At 66.5% G+C, this 17,464-nt stretch carries 16 protein-coding genes; 10 read left to right on the top strand and 6 right to left on the bottom strand.

Annotation, left to right across the window (positions count from 1 at the left end; genetic code table 11):
• Nucleotides 1–52: 52 nt before the first annotated feature.
• Nucleotides 53–1,237, bottom strand: a complete 1,185-nt coding sequence (gene metK / locus CY658_RS15495; RefSeq protein ID WP_101491032.1) for a methionine adenosyltransferase — start codon at nucleotides 1,235–1,237, stop codon at nucleotides 53–55.
• Between the two features lie 233 nt (nucleotides 1,238–1,470).
• Between metK and CY658_RS15490 the strand changes: the two genes are divergently transcribed.
• Nucleotides 1,471–2,367, top strand: a complete 897-nt coding sequence (locus tag CY658_RS15490; protein WP_101491031.1) for a lysophospholipid acyltransferase family protein — start codon at nucleotides 1,471–1,473, stop codon at nucleotides 2,365–2,367.
• A complete protein-coding gene (locus CY658_RS15485; protein ID WP_101491030.1) occupies nucleotides 2,364–3,248 on the top strand; it encodes an LpxL/LpxP family acyltransferase in 885 nt (294 codons plus the stop codon). The genes CY658_RS15490 and CY658_RS15485 overlap by 4 nt, the downstream gene beginning before the upstream one ends.
• On the opposite strand, the gene CY658_RS15480 is transcribed toward CY658_RS15485, so the two are convergent.
• Nucleotides 3,242–4,156 (bottom strand): alpha/beta fold hydrolase, encoded by a 915-nt coding sequence (locus CY658_RS15480; protein ID WP_101491029.1) that lies wholly within the window; start codon nucleotides 4,154–4,156, stop codon nucleotides 3,242–3,244. The genes CY658_RS15485 and CY658_RS15480 overlap by 7 nt on opposite strands.
• A gap of 90 nt (nucleotides 4,157–4,246) precedes the next feature.
• On the bottom strand, nucleotides 4,247–5,002 hold the full coding sequence (yihA, locus tag CY658_RS15475; RefSeq protein ID WP_101491028.1) for a ribosome biogenesis GTP-binding protein YihA/YsxC: 756 nt from the start codon (nucleotides 5,000–5,002) through the stop codon (nucleotides 4,247–4,249).
• Nucleotides 5,003–5,072: 70 nt separating this feature from the next.
• Here yihA and CY658_RS15470 point away from each other — a divergent pair, with 70 nt between their 5' ends.
• The 5 genes from CY658_RS15470 (at nucleotide 5,073) to CY658_RS15450 (ending at nucleotide 11,185) form a co-directional block, all read left to right on the top strand.
• Nucleotides 5,073–5,744 carry a c-type cytochrome gene (locus CY658_RS15470; protein WP_101491027.1) on the top strand — a complete coding sequence of 224 codons (672 nt, stop codon included), beginning with the start codon at nucleotides 5,073–5,075 and terminating at the stop codon, nucleotides 5,742–5,744.
• Between the two features lie 120 nt (nucleotides 5,745–5,864).
• The gene (locus CY658_RS15465) at nucleotides 5,865–8,054 is read left to right on the top strand and encodes a cytochrome c biogenesis protein ResB (RefSeq protein WP_101491026.1); all 2,190 of its coding nucleotides are present in this window, start codon (nucleotides 5,865–5,867) and stop codon (nucleotides 8,052–8,054) included.
• Complete coding sequence (gene ccsB / locus CY658_RS15460) at nucleotides 8,051–9,370, top strand: c-type cytochrome biogenesis protein CcsB (protein ID WP_101491025.1); 1,320 nt, start codon at nucleotides 8,051–8,053, stop codon at nucleotides 9,368–9,370. The genes CY658_RS15465 and ccsB overlap by 4 nt, the downstream gene beginning before the upstream one ends.
• Nucleotides 9,371–9,486: 116 nt before the next feature.
• Nucleotides 9,487–10,500: a protein-methionine-sulfoxide reductase catalytic subunit MsrP gene (gene msrP, locus CY658_RS15455; protein ID WP_101491024.1), complete on the top strand. Its 1,014-nt coding sequence runs from the start codon at nucleotides 9,487–9,489 to the stop codon at nucleotides 10,498–10,500.
• Between the two features lie 31 nt (nucleotides 10,501–10,531).
• Nucleotides 10,532–11,185: a sulfite oxidase heme-binding subunit YedZ gene (locus CY658_RS15450; protein WP_101491307.1), complete on the top strand. Its 654-nt coding sequence runs from the start codon at nucleotides 10,532–10,534 to the stop codon at nucleotides 11,183–11,185.
• 7 nt (nucleotides 11,186–11,192) lie between these two features.
• On the opposite strand, the gene lysA is transcribed toward CY658_RS15450, so the two are convergent.
• Both lysA and lptM read right to left on the bottom strand, forming a co-directional pair.
• Nucleotides 11,193–12,470: a diaminopimelate decarboxylase gene (gene lysA, locus CY658_RS15445; RefSeq protein WP_101491023.1), complete on the bottom strand. Its 1,278-nt coding sequence runs from the start codon at nucleotides 12,468–12,470 to the stop codon at nucleotides 11,193–11,195.
• Nucleotides 12,467–12,721 (bottom strand): LPS translocon maturation chaperone LptM, encoded by a 255-nt coding sequence (lptM, locus tag CY658_RS15440; RefSeq protein ID WP_101491022.1) that lies wholly within the window; start codon nucleotides 12,719–12,721, stop codon nucleotides 12,467–12,469. The genes lysA and lptM overlap by 4 nt, the downstream gene beginning before the upstream one ends.
• A 12-nt stretch (nucleotides 12,722–12,733) precedes the next feature.
• Here lptM and cyaY point away from each other — a divergent pair, with 12 nt between their 5' ends.
• Nucleotides 12,734–13,069 (top strand): iron donor protein CyaY, encoded by a 336-nt coding sequence (gene cyaY / locus CY658_RS15435; RefSeq protein WP_101491021.1) that lies wholly within the window; start codon nucleotides 12,734–12,736, stop codon nucleotides 13,067–13,069.
• A gap of 33 nt (nucleotides 13,070–13,102) precedes the next feature.
• Here cyaY and CY658_RS15430 read toward each other — a convergent pair whose 3' ends face one another.
• Complete coding sequence (locus CY658_RS15430) at nucleotides 13,103–15,514, bottom strand: penicillin-binding protein 1A (RefSeq protein ID WP_180838957.1); 2,412 nt, start codon at nucleotides 15,512–15,514, stop codon at nucleotides 13,103–13,105.
• Nucleotides 15,515–15,765: 251 nt separating this feature from the next.
• Between CY658_RS15430 and CY658_RS15425 the strand changes: the two genes are divergently transcribed.
• Both CY658_RS15425 and CY658_RS15420 read left to right on the top strand, forming a co-directional pair.
• Complete coding sequence (locus CY658_RS15425) at nucleotides 15,766–16,845, top strand: pilus assembly protein PilM (protein ID WP_056572814.1); 1,080 nt, start codon at nucleotides 15,766–15,768, stop codon at nucleotides 16,843–16,845.
• Nucleotides 16,842–17,462 carry a PilN domain-containing protein gene (locus tag CY658_RS15420; RefSeq protein WP_101491020.1) on the top strand — a complete coding sequence of 207 codons (621 nt, stop codon included), beginning with the start codon at nucleotides 16,842–16,844 and terminating at the stop codon, nucleotides 17,460–17,462. The genes CY658_RS15425 and CY658_RS15420 overlap by 4 nt, the downstream gene beginning before the upstream one ends.
• Nucleotides 17,463–17,464 lie beyond the last annotated feature (2 nt).

Genomic DNA, 17,464 nt, shown 5'->3' with positions numbered 1-17,464 from the left:
AGGCCCGCCGCCCCGAGGGGACGGCGGGCCTTTAGGCCAGCTTGCTGTGTGCTTACTTGAGGCCGGCCGCAGCGCGCAGTGCCGCGGCTTGCGTCGTCGCTTCCCAGGTGAACTCGGGCTCTTCGCGGCCGAAGTGGCCGTAGGCGGCGGTCTTCTGGTAGATCGGGCGCAGCAGGTCGAGCATCTGGATGATGCCCTTCGGGCGCAGGTCGAAATGCTCGCGCACGAGTTCGGCGATCTTCTCGTCCGAGATCACGCCGGTGCCTTCGGTGTAGACCGTGATGTTCATCGGCTGGGCCACGCCGATGGCGTACGCCACCTGGATCTGGCACTGGCGCGCCAGGCCGGCGGCCACGATGTTCTTGGCCACGTAGCGCGCGGCGTAGGCGGCCGAGCGGTCGACCTTCGACGGGTCTTTGCCGGAGAACGCGCCGCCGCCGTGCGGGCAGGCGCCGCCGTAGGTGTCGACGATGATCTTGCGGCCGGTGAGGCCGCAGTCGCCCTGCGGGCCGCCGATGACGAAGCGGCCGGTCGGGTTGATCAGGTAGCGCGTGTTCTGCAGCCATTCCTTGGGCAGCACGGGCTTGATGATCTCTTCGATGATGGCTTCGTTGAACGAGGCCTTCATCTTGGTCGAGGTTTCGCTCTGGTCGGGGCTGTGCTGGGTGGAGAGCACCACGGTGTCGATGCTGTGGGGCTTGCCGTCCACGTAGCGCATCGTGACCTGGCTCTTGGCATCAGGGCGCAGGAAGGGCAGGCGGCCGTCCTTGCGCAGCTGGGCCTGGCGCTCCACGAGGCGGTGCGCGTAGTAGATCGGCGCGGGCATCAGCTCGGGCGTCTCGTCGCAGGCGTAGCCGAACATCAGGCCCTGGTCGCCGGCACCGGTGTTCAGGTGGTCGTCGGACGCGTGGTCCACGCCCTGGGCGATGTCGTTGGACTGCTTGTCGTAGCAGACCATCACCGCGCAGCCCTTGTAGTCGATGCCGTACTCGGTGTTGTCGTAGCCGATGCGCTTGATGGTGTCGCGCGCGACCTGGATGTAGTCGACGTGCGCGTTGGTCGTGATCTCACCGGCGAGCACCACGAGGCCGGTGTTGGTCAGCGTTTCGGCTGCCACGCGGCTGCGGGGGTCTTGTTCGAAGATCGCGTCGAGGATCGCGTCCGAGATCTGGTCCGCGACCTTGTCGGGATGGCCTTCGGAGACCGATTCGGAGGTAAAGAGAAAGTCGTTCGCCACTGTAGTCACTCCTTGAAGTTGCAATTGGCGCGTTGCCAACTCTGCGGAGCCCTGGCGAACGCTTTAGCAGATGTCGAAGAATCGACGGGACACAACCGCATTCGCGCTTGTGGGTGTCGCCCTGCAAGTTGTTCCGTAACTCGGCGACAATTTGCATTCTATTCGAGCCGCGCAATACCATGCGCGCGCGTCCGCCTTTTGACGCTTCCTGACTCTCTCCCCCTCCCCGTTCAATGATCACCCTGTTCCGCCTGCTTGCCCGCGTGCCGATGCCGTTGATGCATCGGCTCGGCGCCTTGCTGGGATGGCTGGTCTGGTGGTGCGCGCCGGACTACCGCCGCCGCTTCAAGGCCAACGCCGAGAGCGCCGGTTTCTCGCCCGCGCAGTACCGTCCCGCCATCGCTGCCGCCGGCCACATGGCCTCCGAACTGCCCTGGCTGTGGCTGCGCCCGCAGGGCGAGAGCGTGCTGACGCGCGTGGTGCGCTGGGAAGGCGTCGAGGCCTTCGAGGCCGCCATGCGCGCGAAGAAGGGCGTGATCCTCGTGGCGCCGCACCTGGGCAGCTGGGAGATGTGCGGCCAGGCCATCGGCGAGCGCTTCCTCGCAGACTTCGGGCCGATCACCGCGCTGTTCCGTCCGGCGCGCAAAAAGTGGATGGCCGACCTGATCGCCGCGGGCTCGCGCGACCGGCCCGGCCTGCAGACCCTGCCGACCAACAACACCGGCGTGCGCGGCCTGATCCGCACGCTGCGCAGCGGCGGCTACACCGGCATCCTGCCCGACCAGGTGCCGCCGATGGGGCAGGGCGTGTGGGCGCCTTTCCTCGGCCGCCCCGCCTACACCATGACCCTGCTTCCCCGTTTGGCCCAACAGACCGGCGCCGCCTGCTTCCTCAGCGTGTGCGAGCGCCTGCCGCGCGGCGCGGGCTACGTGATCCGTTTCGAGCCGATCGTCGGCACCGCGCTCACCGACCCCAAGGCCTCGATCGAAGACGCCGCTGCTGCCATGAACGACGGCATCGGCCGCCTGATCCACAGCCTGCCAGGCCAGTACGTCTGGGACTACGCGCGCTACAAGGAGCCGCGCGGCGAACCCACCGTGGTGGCTGCGGCTGGAGGGGCTGCGCCATGAGCCTCAGCTCCCGACTCGGTATCGGCTTCATGCGGGTGCTGGCCCCGCTGCCCCTGCCGCTCGTGCGCGGCTTCAGCAAGGTTCTTGGTCGCGTGCTGCACACCATCGCCGTGCCGCGGCGGCGCGTGGTCGATCGCAACCTGGCCCTGTGCTTCCCCGAAAAATCGGAGGCCGAGCGCCGCGCCATCGCACGCGAGACCTTCGTCTTCGTCGCGCAGTCGTGGCTGGACCGCAGCTGGCTCTGGCATGCGCCCGAACAGGTGGTGAAGAGCCGGCTCAAGATCGTCGGTTCTGCCTCGGAGATCCGCGAGATCGCCGAGGGCGACGCGCCGATGATCCTGTTCGCGCCGCACTTCTACGGGCTCGATGCCGCGGCCACCGCGCTCACCATGCACACGGCGCGCCCGTCGGCCACGATCTACACGACGCAGCGCGACCCGATGGTCGACGCCTGGATTCGCGAAGGCCGCACCCGCTTCGGCGATGTGGCGGCGCTCAACCGGGTCGACGGCATCAAGCCCATCCTCTCGGGGCTGCGCAAGGGCGGCCTGCTGTACCTGCTGCCCGACATGGACTTCGGGCGCGACCAGACCATCTTCGTGCCGTTCTACGGCGTGCAGGCGGCCACCGTGCCGTCACTCTCGCGCTTTGCGCGGCTGGGCAAGGCCAAGGTGGTGCCGGTGGTGGCGAAGCTCACGCCCGGCGGCTACGAGATCCAGGTGCTGTCGGCGTGGCAGAACTTCCCGACCGACGACGTCGAGGCCGACACGGCGCTCATGAACGAGCGCCTGCAGGGCTACATCGACACGATGCGGTCCCAGTACTACTGGGTGCATCGGCGCTTTAAAACGCGCCCTGAAGGCGAGCCTCCGATCTACTGATTGCGGGCCAGGAAGCCCTCGATCTCACGCACGACCAGCTGCGGCTGCTCGTGCACGATCCAGTGGGTGGCGTTCGGCACCTTCTTGACCTCGAGCTTCGGCACGTACTCTTCCAGCCCTTCGAGCAGGCCCGGCAGCAATGCTGCGTCGTCGAGCGCCCAGAACACGAAGGTCGGCATGTTCACCGTGAGGCGTTCGCGCGGCAGCACCGGAATGCTGTCGACGGTCTGGCCCGGCAGCGGCGGCTTCATCGGCGTCACGCGGTACAGGTTGCAGGCGCCCGTGAGGCCCGCGCTCCAGACTTCGCGGTACTGCTGCTTCACCTCTTCGGTGAGCCAGCCGAAGCCGTCCGGGCCGGCCTTCATCAGCAGGAAGAAGGGCCACATGCGCTTGAAGTCGTCGGCCGCGAGCAGGGCTTCGGCATCGGGGCGCGCCAGGAAGTGCATGTAGGCGCTGGCCTGCTGCTGCGCCGGGTTGTTGCGCAGTTCGCGCGTGAAGGTGCCCGGGTGCGGCGAGTTGATGATGACCAGCTTGCCGACCTGCTGCGGGAAGGCGTTGGCGTAGCCCCAGGCGAAGGCGCCGCCCCAGTCGTGGGCGACCAGCGCGGCCATCGTGCCGTCGGCGCTCTCGGTGGCGACGAGCTGCTGGATGTCCTGGATCAGCAGGTGGGCCTTGTAGTCGGCCACTTCCGTGGGGGCGCTGGACTTCTCGAAGCCGCGCAGGTTGGGCGCCACGCAGCGGTAGCCGCCATGGGCCGGGTCCGAGAAGTAGGCGAGCAGCTCGTCCCAGATGAACGCGGCCTCGGGAAAGCCGTGCAGGAACACCATCAGCGGCTGGCCCGGCTTGCCGGCGGCGCGGCAGCTCAGGGTGGTGCCGTTGGGCAGGCCGCGTTGGAAGGTCTCGATCATGCTTCGTGTCTCCTTGGGTTGACTGTCGCTATTCTTTTGATAGTGAACTTCGCAGGCGAGGCGCTCGATGCAGCCGGTTCCTCTAGCGCATCAGGCGTCTTCGGCCGGTGGCGGCTCGGGTGCCACCGGTGTCGCCGGTGCCGCGGCAGCGTCGTCGGGATGCACCCAGCGCCACAGCAACTCGGCCGCCTCGCCGACCCCTTGCTTCTTCAGGGCCGAGAACAGTTTGACCTCGCCGCCGCCGGCGTTCAGTCGCGTAATCGACAGCACCTTGGCGGCTTCGCTGCGCGTGAGCTTGTCGGACTTGGTCAGCAGGATCAGGAACTTGAGGCCTTGCTGCACACGCGGGCGGATCACGTCGAGCAGGATCTCGTCGAGCTCGGTCAGACCGTGGCGCGGATCGCACATCAGGACAACCCCGCGCAGGCTTTCGCGCGTCATGAGGTAGTTGCCCATCACGCGCTGCCAGCGCAGCTTGGCTTCCTTCGGCACGGCCGCGTAGCCGTAGCCGGGCAGGTCGGCCAGCACGGCGTCGTCGACCTTCTGCTTGCCGATGCCGAACAGGTTGATGTGCTGCGTGCGGCCCGGCGTCTTCGAGGCAAAAGCCAGGCGCGTCTGCTGCGTCAGGGTGTTGATGGCGGTCGATTTGCCGGCGTTGGAACGGCCGACGAAAGCGATCTCGGGCAGGTCGACCGGGGGCAGGTGTTCCAGCTGCGGAGCGCTGGTCAGGAAGTGGGCGGTGTGCAGCCAACCCAGGGCCACGCGCTCGCGTTCAGCGACCTGCGGGTCCACGGCAGGGGCCGCGCGGGGAGGATAAGCGGCGGACTTGGCGCGCGGGGAGGTCATCAATGGGCTTTCGGAACGGGGCGCCATTGTAGAATCGCGGGGTTTTGCGCCATAAATCTAAGCCCCCGATATGAAGTTGTTTGCCAATATTCTGCTTGCAGCCCTCATGGGCGTCACAGCCAGCGCGAGTTTTGCAGCCGATGAGCATGCCGCTGCCCCCGCAGCGGCAGCCGCCAAGCCGGCCAAGCCCGATCCCGCCAAGGGCGACACGCTGTTCAACGCGACGCCGGCCAACAGCCAAAGCTGTGCTTCGTGCCACAACGCGGACGGCAACTCGGCCATCGCAGCCAACCCCAAGCTGGCGCAACAACACCCCGAATACATCCTCAAGCAGCTGCAGGACTTCAAGTCCGGCAAGCGCAAGAGCGCGATCATGAAGCCGCTGGCGTCGGCGCTGTCCGAAGAAGACATGCGCAACATCGCCTGGTTCGTCGGCTCCAAGAAGATCAAGCCGGGCTTCTCGAAAGAGAAGGACACGGTCGCCCTCGGCGAAAAGATCTACCGCGGCGGCATCGGCGATCGCCAGATCCCCGCCTGCGCCGGCTGCCACAGCCCGAACGGTGCCGGCCTCCCGGCCCAGTACCCGCGCCTGGGCGGCCAGCACGCCGACTACACCGTGACCCAGCTCGTGGCCTTCCGCGACAACGTCCGCCTGAACAGCTCGCCCATGAACGGCGTGGCCGCCAAGCTCAACGACCGCGAAATCAAGGCTGTCGCCGACTACATCGCCGGCCTGCGCTGATTTCCGCTGTCGCGCTGTCCAGCGTGAACTAACCGCCGATAAAAATCCCAAACAAAGGGCGGGCCGATCCAGCAGGATGGCCCGCCCTTTTGTTTTTTCCCCTTTCCTGGTTCCCTTCCGATGACCGTTTCCACCCATGGCCTTCGCGTGCATCGCGGCCCGCAGCTGCTTCGCGCCGCGGTGGAACTGCTGTCGTCGATGCGCTTCGCGATCGCGCTGCTGACGGTCATCTGCATCGCCTCGATCATCGGCACCGTGCTCAAGCAGCATGAGCCGATCAACAACTACATCAACCAGTTCGGGCCCTTCTGGGCCGAGCTGTTCCGCGCGGCCCGGCTCGATTCGGTCTACAGCGCCTGGTGGTTCATGCTGATCCTGCTGTTCCTGGTGATCAGCACGTCGCTGTGCGTCGCGCGCAACACGCCGCGCATCCTGATCGACCTGCGCACCTTCAAGGAAGACATTCGCGCCCAGAGCCTCAAGGCCTTCGGCCAGCGCGCCGAGAACCGCCTGGCGGAAACGCCTGACATGGCGGCCAACCGCATCGGCCAGCTGCTCGTGAGCGGCGGCTGGAAGGTCAAGCTGCAGCAGCGCAACGCCAGCGCCGACGGCAAGGCCGCGGCGGGCTGGATGGTCGCGGCGCGCGCCGGCGGTGCCCACAAGCTGGGCTACATCGCGGCCCACAGCGCCATCGTGCTGGTGTGCATCGGCGGCCTGCTCGACGGCGACCTGGTGGTGCGCGCCCAGACCTGGTTCAACGGCAAGAGCGTGTTCACGGGCGGCGGCATGATCGCCGACGTGGGCCCCGAGCACCGCCTGTCGACCGCCAACCCGACCTTCCGCGGCAACATCCTCGTGCCCGAGGGCGGGCGGGGCAACGTGGCCATCCTGAATCAGGCCGATGGCGTGCTGCTGCAGGAGCTGCCGTTCACCATCGAGCTGAAGAAGTTCATCGTCGACTACTACTCGACCGGCATGCCCAAGCTGTTCGCCAGCGAGGTGGTGCTGCATGACCGAGAGAGCGGCGAGCAGGTGCCGGCGCGCATCGAGGTGAACCACCCGGCCAGCTACAAGGGCGTGGAGATTTATCAGTCGAGCTTCGACGACGGCGGCTCCACGGTGAAGCTCAAGGCGGTGCCGATGGCGGCTGCGGCCAAGCCCTTCGAGGTCGAAGGCATCATCGGCGGCCCGAGCACCGAAATCACCAACGGCACCGACAAGCTCACGCTCGAGTACGCCGCGCTGCGCGTGATCAACGTCGAGAATTTCGCCGACGGCGGCACCATGAGCAGCGGCGCCGACGTGCGCAAGGTCGACCTGCGCCACAGCCTCGAGTCGCGCCTGGGCGCCGCCAACAAGACCAACAAGCCCAAGGTGCTGCGCAACATCGGCCCGAGCATCGGCTACAAGCTGCGCGACGCGTCGGGCCAGGCGCGGGAATACCAGAATTACATGGTGCCGGTCGACGCCGGCGACGGCCAGCCGGTGTTCCTGCTGGGCATGCGCGAGAAGCCCGAAGACCCGTTCCGCTACCTGCGCGTGCCCTCCGACGAGCAGGGGTCGATGGACGGCTTCGTGCGCATGCGCACCGCGCTGGGCGACCCCGCCACGCGCGAGCGCGCCATCCAGCGCTACATCGCCAAGGCCACCGACCCGAAGCGCCCCGAAATGGCCGAGCAGCTGCGCGTGTCGGCTGCCCGTGCGCTGGCGCTGTTCTCGGGTGCCGAGCGCGCCAAGCCCGACGCCGCGTCGCAGGGCGGCTGGCAGGCGATCGCCGAGTTCATGGAAGCCAACGTGCCCGAGGCCGAGCGTGAACGCGCCGGCACGGTGCTGGTGCGCATCCTCAACGACGTGTTGTTCGAAGTGCTCAACCTGAGCCGCGAAAGCGCCGGCCTGGCCCCGCTGCCGAACGACGAGAAATCGCAGGGCTACCTGACGCAGGCCGTGCTGGCCCTGAGCGACGCGCACTTCTATCCGGCGCCGGTCGCGATGATGATGACCGACTTCACCCAGGTGCAGGCCAGCGTGTTCCAGGTGGCGCGCGCCCCTGGCAAGAACATCGTCTATCTGGGGTGTCTGTTGCTGATCGTCGGTATTTTTGCCATGCTGTACGTGCGCGAGCGCCGTTTGTGGGTGTGGCTGACACCCGGCGGCGGCGCATCTGGAGACAACGACGGCCGCGACACCAGCGAAACCGTCGCCACGATGGCGTTCTCGGTCAACCGCAAGACCCTGGACAGCGATCGCGAATTCGAGCATCTGAAGCACAAGCTGCTCGCCCTGAAGAAAGAAGAACCGGCGTCACCATGAACACCACGACCCTCACGCTCCACGAAAGCTGGCTCTCCCGCCGCAACCTGTTCGACTGGGTGTTCGCGGCGCTGGTGCTGGCCGGCGGCGCGTTCGCCTTCATGCGCCACGCCGCCTCGATGGACAGCTACGAAAAGCCGATCCTGATGGCGGCCTTGATTTCGGTCATCGGCATCTGCTGGTTCTGGCGCCCGCTGCGGGTGCTGACGCTGGTGGTGGCTGCGGCCTCGCTGCTGGCCATCAGCTCCTACCAGGGCGACCTGGCGCGCGCCGATTCGGTGTTCTGGCTCAAATACTTCCTGTCAAGCCAGTCGGCCATCCTCTGGATGAGCGTGCTGTTCTTCATGAGCACGCTGTTCTACTGGATCGGTTTCGTCGCCGGCAAGCAGCAGGCCGACACCTTCGACCTGATCGGCTCCCGCCTGGCCTGGGCGGCCGTGACCATGGCGCTGATCGGCACCATGGTGCGCTGGTACGAAAGCCACCAGCTCGGCCCGGACATCGGCCACATCCCGGTGAGCAACCTGTACGAAGTGTTCGTGCTGTTCTGCTGGCTGACGGCCGCGTTCTACCTGTACTTCGAAGAGCGCTACAACACGCGCGCGCTCGGCGCCTTCGTGATGCTGGTGGTCAGCGCGGCGGTCGGTTTTCTGCTCTGGTACACGATCGTGCGCGAGGCGCATGAAATCCAGCCGCTGGTGCCTGCGTTGCAGAGCTGGTGGATGAAGCTGCATGTGCCCGCCAACTTCATCGGCTACGGCACCTTCGCACTCGCGGCCATGGTGGCCTTCGCCTACCTCATCAAGGAGCAGGCCAACGAAACCCGCTGGTACAAGCTCACGCCGATCTGGCTGTTGGGCGCGGCGCTGTGCTTCGTGCCGGTGGCGTTCCGCCAGCGCGTGCAGGAAGCCGGCGGCAGCTACTGGGTGGTCTACGCGGGCATCTCGGCGCTGATCGCCGCGGGCATCCTGCTGGGGCGCAAGCGCATCGCGGCACGCCTGCCGGCCAACGAAGTGCTCGACGACGTCATGTACAAGTCGATCACCGTCGGCTTTGCCTTCTTCACCATCGCGACCGTGCTCGGCGCCCTGTGGGCGGCCGATGCCTGGGGCGGCTACTGGAGCTGGGACCCGAAGGAAACCTGGGCGCTGATCGTCTGGCTCAACTACGCGGCCTGGCTGCACATGCGCCTTGTGAAGGGCCTGCGCGGCACCGTCGCGGCCTGGTGGGCGCTGGCCGGCCTGGCCGTGACCACCTTCGCTTTCCTCGGCGTGAACATGTTCCTGAGCGGCCTGCACAGCTACGGCACGCTCTGAGCGCAGGTTCTGCGCCTTTCGCGAAGAATTGAAACCACGCGCCGCCGTGGCGCGTAACCGAACCGGGGCATGTCACGAACTACCCTGAGCATCCCGATTCACGCGAAAGGCCTGTCATGTCGCTTCCTTCCCGCCCGCACCGCAGCCACGGCGCCGGTTTTGTCCATCCGCTGTCGAGCGAGATCACGCCGCGCGCGGCCTACGAAGGCCGGCGCGACCTGCTCAAGCTGATGGCCGGTGGTGCCGCCGGCGCGGCGCTCGCCACCTTCGCCGGGCGCGAGGCCTTCGCCCAGACGACCGGCCCGCACAAGCTGGCGCTGCTGCCGGGCGCCAAGTCGGCCGTGCCGGGCGCGCAGACCATGGAAAAGCTCACCGACTACAAGGACGCGAGCAGCTACAACAACTACTACGAGTTCGGCGTCGACAAGGGCGATCCGGTGAAGAACGCCGGCACCCTCAAGACGCGGCCGTGGACCGTGGAGGTCGAGGGGCTGGTCAAGAAGCCGGGCAAGTACGGCATCGAAGACCTGCTCAAGCTCAGCGCACAGGAAGAGCGCATCTACCGCCTGCGCTGCGTCGAAGGCTGGTCGATGGTGATCCCGTGGGTCGGCTACTCGCTGGCCGAGCTCATCAAGAAGGTCGAGCCGCAGGGCAATGCCAAGTTCGTCGAGTTCGTGACGCTGGCCGACCCGAAAACCATGCCCTTCGTCGGCTCGCGCGTGCTCGACTGGCCCTACACCGAAGGCCTGCGCATGGACGAGGCGATGCACCCGCTCACCTTGCTGGCCTTCGGCATGTACGGCGAGGTGCTGCCCAACCAGAACGGTGCGCCCGTGCGCCTCGTGGTGCCATGGAAGTACGGTTTCAAGTCGGCCAAGTCGATCGTCAAGATCCGCTTTGTCGAGAAGGAGCCGAGCACGGCCTGGAACAAGGCGGCGGCGCAGGAGTACGGCTTCTATTCGAACGTGAACCCGGCCGTCGACCACCCGCGCTGGAGCCAGGCGACCGAGCGCCGCATCGGCGACGGCGGCGGCCTGTTCGCGAAGCGGCGCAAGACCGAGATGTTCAACGGCTACGAGGCGCAGGTCGGCCAGCTCTACGCCGGCATGGACCTGAAGAAGAACTTCTGAGCGGGCGCGCCCGCCCGGTCCTCGCGCCATGCTGAACAAGCTGCTCATGCACCCGGCGACCAAGCCGGTCATCTTCCTGTTGTGCCTGTTGCCGTTCGCGCGGCTGGCCTACGGCGCGTTCACCGACGGGCTGGGCGCGAACCCGGCCGAGTTCCTGATCCGCGCGACGGGCGACTGGACGCTGCGCTTCATCTGCATCGTGCTGGCGGTGACACCGCTGCGCGTGATCGCCAAGCTCAACGCGCTGGCGCGTTTTCGCCGCATGCTGGGCCTGTTCGCGTACTTCTATGTCGTGCTGCATCTCTTGTGCTACAGCTGGTTCGACATGGGCTTCGAGTGGGCCGACATCGCCAAGGACATCGCCAAGCGGCCGTTCATCCTCGTGGGGTTCTCGGCCTTCGTGCTGCTGACGCCGCTGGCGGCCACGTCATTCAACCGCGCGATCAAGGCCCTGGGCGCGAAGCGCTGGCAGCTGCTGCACAAGCTGGTCTACGTGATCGCGGGGCTCGGGCTGCTGCACTTCTTCTGGATGCGCGCGGGCAAGAACAACTTCGCCGAAGTGTTCGTCTACGCCGCGATCATCGGGGTGCTGCTGGCGTGGCGTGTCTGGAATTTCGCGCGCAAGCGCCAGGCCAAGCCCGCAGTGGCCGCGCGCAGCAGCGAGAAGCCGCTGCGCACCGGCTGAGACCGGATCAGCCGTCGATCTCGGCGCGCAGCTGGTCTTCCATCGTCTCGCGGCGGCGGATCAGCTTCGCTGTGGCGCCGCTCACCAGAACCTCGGCCGCACGGCCGCGCGTGTTGTAGTTGCTGGCCATGCTCATGCAGTACGCACCGGCCGACAGCACGGCCAGCAGGTCGCCGGCCACCACGTTAAGCGCGCGGTCGCGGCCGATCCAGTCGCCGCTTTCGCAGACCGGGCCCACCACGTCGTAGGTCGGCGCGTCGCCGGCGCGCTCGCGCAGCGGCACGATCTTCTGGAAGGCCTGGTACATCGCGGGACGCGGCAGGTCGTTCATGGCCGCGTCGACGATGCAGAAGTTCTTGTCCTCGCCGGGCTTGGTGTAGAGCACCTCGGTCACGCACACGCCGGCATTGCCGACCAGCGAGCGGCCGGGTTCGATCACCAGCTTGCGCTGACCGAAGCCGCGTGCGTCCAGCTTGGCGAGCAGCTGCTGCCACAGCGCATCGGCCTTGGGCGGTACCTCGCCGTTGTAGTCGATGCCCAGGCCGCCGCCAAAGTCCAGGTGATGGATCGGCACGCCGGCCGCCTCGATGGCTTCCACCAGGTCGAGCACGCGGTCGCAGGCGTCCAGGTAGGGCGAGGCTTCGGTGATCTGCGAGCCGATGTGGCAGTCGATGCCGACCACCTCGAGGCCCGGCAGCCGGGCGGCGTGCTGGTAGGCCTGCACCGCGCGGTCGTGCGCGATGCCGAACTTGTTGCCCTTCAGGCCCGTGGAAATGTACGGGTGTGTCTTCGGGTCGACGTTCGGATTGATGCGGATGCTGATCGGGGCGCGCACCTTCTCGGCCAGCGCCACCTCGTTGAGCACGTCGAGCTCGGCCTCGCTCTCGACGTTGAAGCAGGCGATGCCGGCCGCCAGGGCCTGGCGCATCTCGGCGCGCGTCTTGCCGACGCCCGAGAAGATGATCTTCTTCGGGTCAGCGCCCACCGCCAGCACGCGCGACAGCTCGCCGCCCGAGACGATGTCGAAACCGCAGCCGGCCTCGGCGAACACGCGCAGCACGCCGAGCGACGAATTGGCCTTCATCGCATAGCAGATCAGCGCCTCGCGGCCCTCGAAGCCGCGCTGGTAGGCGGCCAGGGCGTCGAGCATCCACTGCTTCGAATAGACGAACAGCGGCGTGCCGTGCGTGCGCGCCAGCGCGTCGAGCGCGACGCCCTCGACGTGCAGGGCGCCGTCGCGGTGGGCGATGTGGGGGTGGCCGGGCAGGGGGGTGTTCGTCGTCATTTCTGGGGAGAGGTGGGGGCGCTGCTCGCTGCGGCGGGCTTGGGGGCCGCTTCGTTGTCGGAGGCTTTGGAGGAGCCGCCGGGCGTGAGCAATTGGGGCAAGGTGGCGCGCTGGGCGGCCGCCGGATCGGTCGGCAGATAGAGCGCGCCGCGCTGTCCGCACGCCGCAAGGCCGGCCGCGCTGGCGGCAAGGCAGACCATGAGCGCGGTGCGGGCGCGAGCGCTCATTAGAATTTGGCGAACATTCAACATGCTGAAATTGTAATGACCGACACCGAGTACATGGATCACGCCGAGGCGGCGCTTGCCGCCATCGAGCAGGGCTGCGACCGCATCAACGACGCGACCGACGCCGACATCGACAACCAGCGGGTCGGCGGGATGATCACGATGTCGTTCCAGAACGGCAGCCAGCTGATCGTGAACCTGCAGAAGCCGCTGCACGAAATCTGGCTGGCGGCACGCTCCGGCGGCTACCACTACCGGCACGACGGCCGGGTGTGGGTGGACACCAAGACCGGAGAGGAATTTTTCGGCAACCTCTCACGCGAGGCGACGCTGCAGGCGGGGCTGCCGTTGGTGTTCGCAGCAGCGGCCTGAGCCGCCACTTCCCGCTGCTTCCCTTCCTTTTGATCAGTTCCTGAACAGGTCGAGGATGCGGTTGCGCTCCTCGGGCGGCGCAGGTGCGCTGATCGCCGGGCCGCTCAGGGCTTCCGCTGGTGCCACCGGCGCAGAAGATTCCACGCCCAGGCTCGACACGCCGCGGCCCGGCGCGTAGTCGTCGTAATACCACTCGCCGCCGACGCTCACGATGCCCGAGGGCGGCGTGGTCGACAGGTCGGTCACGGGCACGCCCTTGAGGGCGGTTTCCATGTAGTTGATCCAGATCGGCAGGCTCAGGCCGCCGCCGGTTTCGCGGTCGCCCAGGTTGCGCGGCGTGTCGTAGCCGATCCACGAGATCGCCGTCATGGTGGGCTGGAAGCCCGCGAACCAGGCGTCGAGCGAGTCGTTGGTGGTGCCGGTCTTGCCGTAGAGGTCGGGGCGCTTGAGCATCGCCTGCGCCTTCGCGGCCGTGCCGGCGCGCGTGATGGACTGCAGCAGCGTGTCCATGATGAAGGCGTTGCGCTGCGGGATGGCACGCGACGCTTCATTGAGCAGCGGCGGCTGGACGTCGACCAGCACGCGATCCTTGTGGTCGGTGACGCGGGTCACGAGGTACGGATTCACGCGGTAGCCGCCGTTGGCGAACACCGAGTAGCCCACCGCCATCTGCATCGGCGTGACGGCACCGGCGCCGAGCGCCATCGGGAGGTAGGCGGGGTGCTTGTCCTTGTCGAAGCCGAAGTTGGTGATCCAGTCTTGCGCGTAGCGCGTGCCGATGGATTGCAGGATGCGGATCGACACGAGGTTGCGCGACTTCATCAGCGCCGTGCGCATCGACATCGGCCCGTCGAAGCCGCCGCCGTAGTTCTTGGGCTCCCAGGGCTGGCCGCCGGTGGTGCCGGCGTCGAAGAACAGCGGCCCGTCGTTGATGACGGTGGCGGGGGTGAAGCCCTTTTCGAGTGCCGCCGAGTAGATGAACGGCTTGAAGCTCGAGCCCGGCTGGCGCCACGCCTGCGTGACGTGGTTGAACTTGTTCTTGCCGAAGTCGAAGCCGCCGACCAGCGCTTTGATGGCGCCGTCGCGCGGGTCCATGGCGACGAATGCGCCTTCGACTTCGGGCAGCTGGGTGATCTCCCAGGTGTTCTTGGGCGTCTTCGCGACACGGATCACGGCGCCGCGGCGGATCTTGATGTTGGGCGGTGCCTTGTCCGACAGACCAGACTGTGCCGGCTTGAGGCCGTCGCCCGTGATCTGCACAGCGTCGCCGTTGGCGCGGATGGCCTGGATTTCCTTGGGCGTGGCCTTGAGCACCACGGCTGCCATCACGTCGCCGTTGTCGGGGTGGTCGTTCAGCACGTCGTCGACCGCTTCGTCGAGCTCCTTGGGGTCGTTCGGCAGGTCGATGAACTTTTCGGGGCCGCGGTACACCTGACGGCGCTCGTAATCCATGATGCCCTTGCGCAGGGCCTTGTAGGCCGCCGCCTGGTCGGCGGCGACCAGCGAGGTGTAGACCTTGAGGCCGCGCGTGTAGGTGCTGTCGCCGTACTGCGCATACATCAGCTGGCGCACGGTTTCGGCGACGTACTCGGCGTGCAGGCGGTTCGGATCGGCGGCGTCGCGCAGGTGCAGTTCTTCCTTCTTGGCTTCGGCCGCTTGTTCGGCGGTGATGAAGCCGGCTTCCTGCATGCGGTCGATCACGTAGAACTGGCGGCCGCGTGCGCGCTGCGGGTTGTTGACCGGGTTGTTCGCGCCGGGCGCCTTCGGCAGGCCGGCGAGCATGGCGGCCTGGGCGATCGACATCTCGGACAGCGGCTTGCCGAAATAGGCTTCGGAGGCGGCCGCGAAGCCGTAGGCGCGGTTTCCGAGGTAGATCTGGTTCAGGTAGATCTCGAAGATCTGGTCCTTGCTCAGCATGTGCTCCAGCTTGAAGGTCAGCAGCACCTCGTAGATCTTGCGGGTCAGCGTCTTCTCGGAACTCAGGTAGACGTTGCGGGCCACCTGCATGGTGATGGTCGACGCGCCCTGGCTCTTCACGCGGTTCAGATTCGCGAGGCCGGCGCGGACCAGGCCCTTGTAGTCGACCCCGCCGTGGTCATAGAAGCGGCTGTCTTCGGCGGCAAGGACGGCGTCTTTCACGACCTTGGGGATCGCGGCGATGGGGGTGAGGTTGCGTCGCTCTTCCCCGAATTCGCCGATCTGCGTGCCTTCGGCGGAGAACACCCGCAGCGGCAGCTTGGGGCGGTAATCGGAGAGTTCCGAGATGTCCGGCAGGTTGGGATAGGCCACTGCCAGGGCCACGGCCACCACGCACAGGATGGAAAGCAGGCCCGCCGCAGCGATGCCTGCGCCCCAGAACACGAAACGCAACAGCCATTTGAGCCAGAAGGGGCGTTCGGGTGGAGGGGTCTTGGCGCGCCCCTTGGGGCTGGAATTTTCTTGCATGGGGGCCCGGAGAGTCACCCGACATTATAAAAAGCCGCCCCCTCCGCGCGCCCGGATCTTTGTTACCTCGCGCATTCCCTCCCCCGGGGCTAAGCAGAAAGTTACAGAATGCGGCTTTGACGTCACGTTTTGACAACGGTTGTCGATTCCGGGCTTTCTGCACGCTTGGTGGGCGCAGTGCCTGCTGCTAGCATGCAACCGAACGCATATTTTTCCATTGGTTACAAATAACAGGGGGAGAGGGACCTAACTTGGCTGCTCTTGGATCATTGTTTCGTCGTCAAAACGCCCCCCTGCTGGGACTGGACGTCAGTTCGTCCAGCGTGAAGCTGGTGGAGCTCGGCCGCGAGGCCAGCGGCAAGCTGGTTCTGGAGCGCTGCGCCATCGAGCCGCTCGAACGCGGCTGGATCACCGACGGCAACGTCGAAAAATTCGACGAAGTCGCCGAAGCCGTGCGCCGTGTCGTGCGCAAGAGCGGCACCAAGACCCGCAACGTCGCGCTGGCGCTGCCGCCTTCAGCCGTCATCACCAAGAAGATCATTCTTCCCGGTGGCATGAGCGAGCAGGAACTCGAGATCCAGGTCGAGTCCGAAGCCAACCAGTACATCCCGTTCTCGCTCGATGAAGTCAGCCTCGACTTCTGCGTGACGGGCCCGAGCACGTCGTCTGTCGGCGACGTGGAAGTGCTGATCGCCGCCTCCCGCAAAGAGAAGGTGCAGGACCGCGAAGGCCTGGCGGAAGCCGCTGGCCTCAAGGCGATGATTCTCGATGTCGAGTCGTATGCATCGCGCTTGGCAACCGCGCGCCTGATCGAGCAGCTCCCCGGTAAGGGCGTGGACGCCATCGTGGCGCTGTTCGAGGTGGGTGCCTTCACGACCAGCATGCAGGTGTTGCGCAACCAGGAAGTGTTGTACGACCGCGACCAGGCTTTTGGCGGCGCACAACTCACTCAACTGATCGTGCGCCAGTACGGCTTTTCCGCCGAGGAAGCCGAAGCCAAGAAGCGCAGCGGCGACCTTCCCGACGATTACGGCTCGGGCGTGCTCAAGCCCTTCGTCGAAAGCATCGCGCAGGAAATCGCGCGTGCGCTGCAGTTCTTCTTCACCAGCACGCCGCACAACCGCGTGGACTACGTGCTGCTGGCGGGTGGCTCGTCGTCGTTGCCCGGACTGACCAATGCTGTGACCCGTCAGACCTCGTTCGCGTGCTCGCTCGTGAATCCGTTCGATGGCATGGACTTCGGCCCCAGCATCCGTGAGAAGAAGGTCCGCCGCGAGGCGCCGTCCTATCTGACCTCCTGCGGCCTGGCCATGCGGAGGTTCCTGCAGTGATCCTGATCAATCTGCTTCCGCACCGCGAAGCCGCGCGCAAGCGCCGTCGCGAGGCTTTCTACGGCACGCTGGGCGGTGCCGCGCTGCTCGGGGTTCTGATCGCCGGGCTGGGCTATCTCTGGTTCGAAGCCCAGATTTCGGCGCAGCAATCGAAGAACGGCTTCCTTCAGGCCGAGATCAAGAAACTCGAAGTCGAGATCAAGGAAATCTCGACGCTGCAGGACGAAATTGCCGCCCTGCGCGCGCGTCAGCTGGCTGTGGAAGACCTGCAAGGCGACCGCAACCTGCCGGTGCACCTGCTCAACGAACTCGTCCGGCAGTTGCCCGACGGCGTCTATCTGACCAGCATGAAGCAGGACAACCAGACCGTGACCCTGCAAGGCATGGCGCAATCGAACGAACGTGTGTCGGAACTGCTGCGCAACCTCGGCAACAACAGCCCCTGGCTCGTGAAGCCCGAGCTGGTCGAAATCACCTCGGCCAACGTGAACCTGAGCCAGCGCGACCAGCGCCGTGTGGCCAACTTCACGATGCGCATCGGCCTCAAGCGGCCCACTGACGCCCAGAAGGCGGAGGCCGAGAAGGCCCTGGCCGCCAAGGCACAGGCGAAGGGGTAACC

Origin of the sequence: Variovorax sp. RO1, from assembly GCF_002849325.1 — a bacterium.
In the GTDB taxonomy this organism is placed as follows: Bacteria; Pseudomonadota; Gammaproteobacteria; order Burkholderiales; family Burkholderiaceae_C; genus Variovorax.
This window is presented reverse-complemented; position numbering and strand designations above follow the sequence as displayed.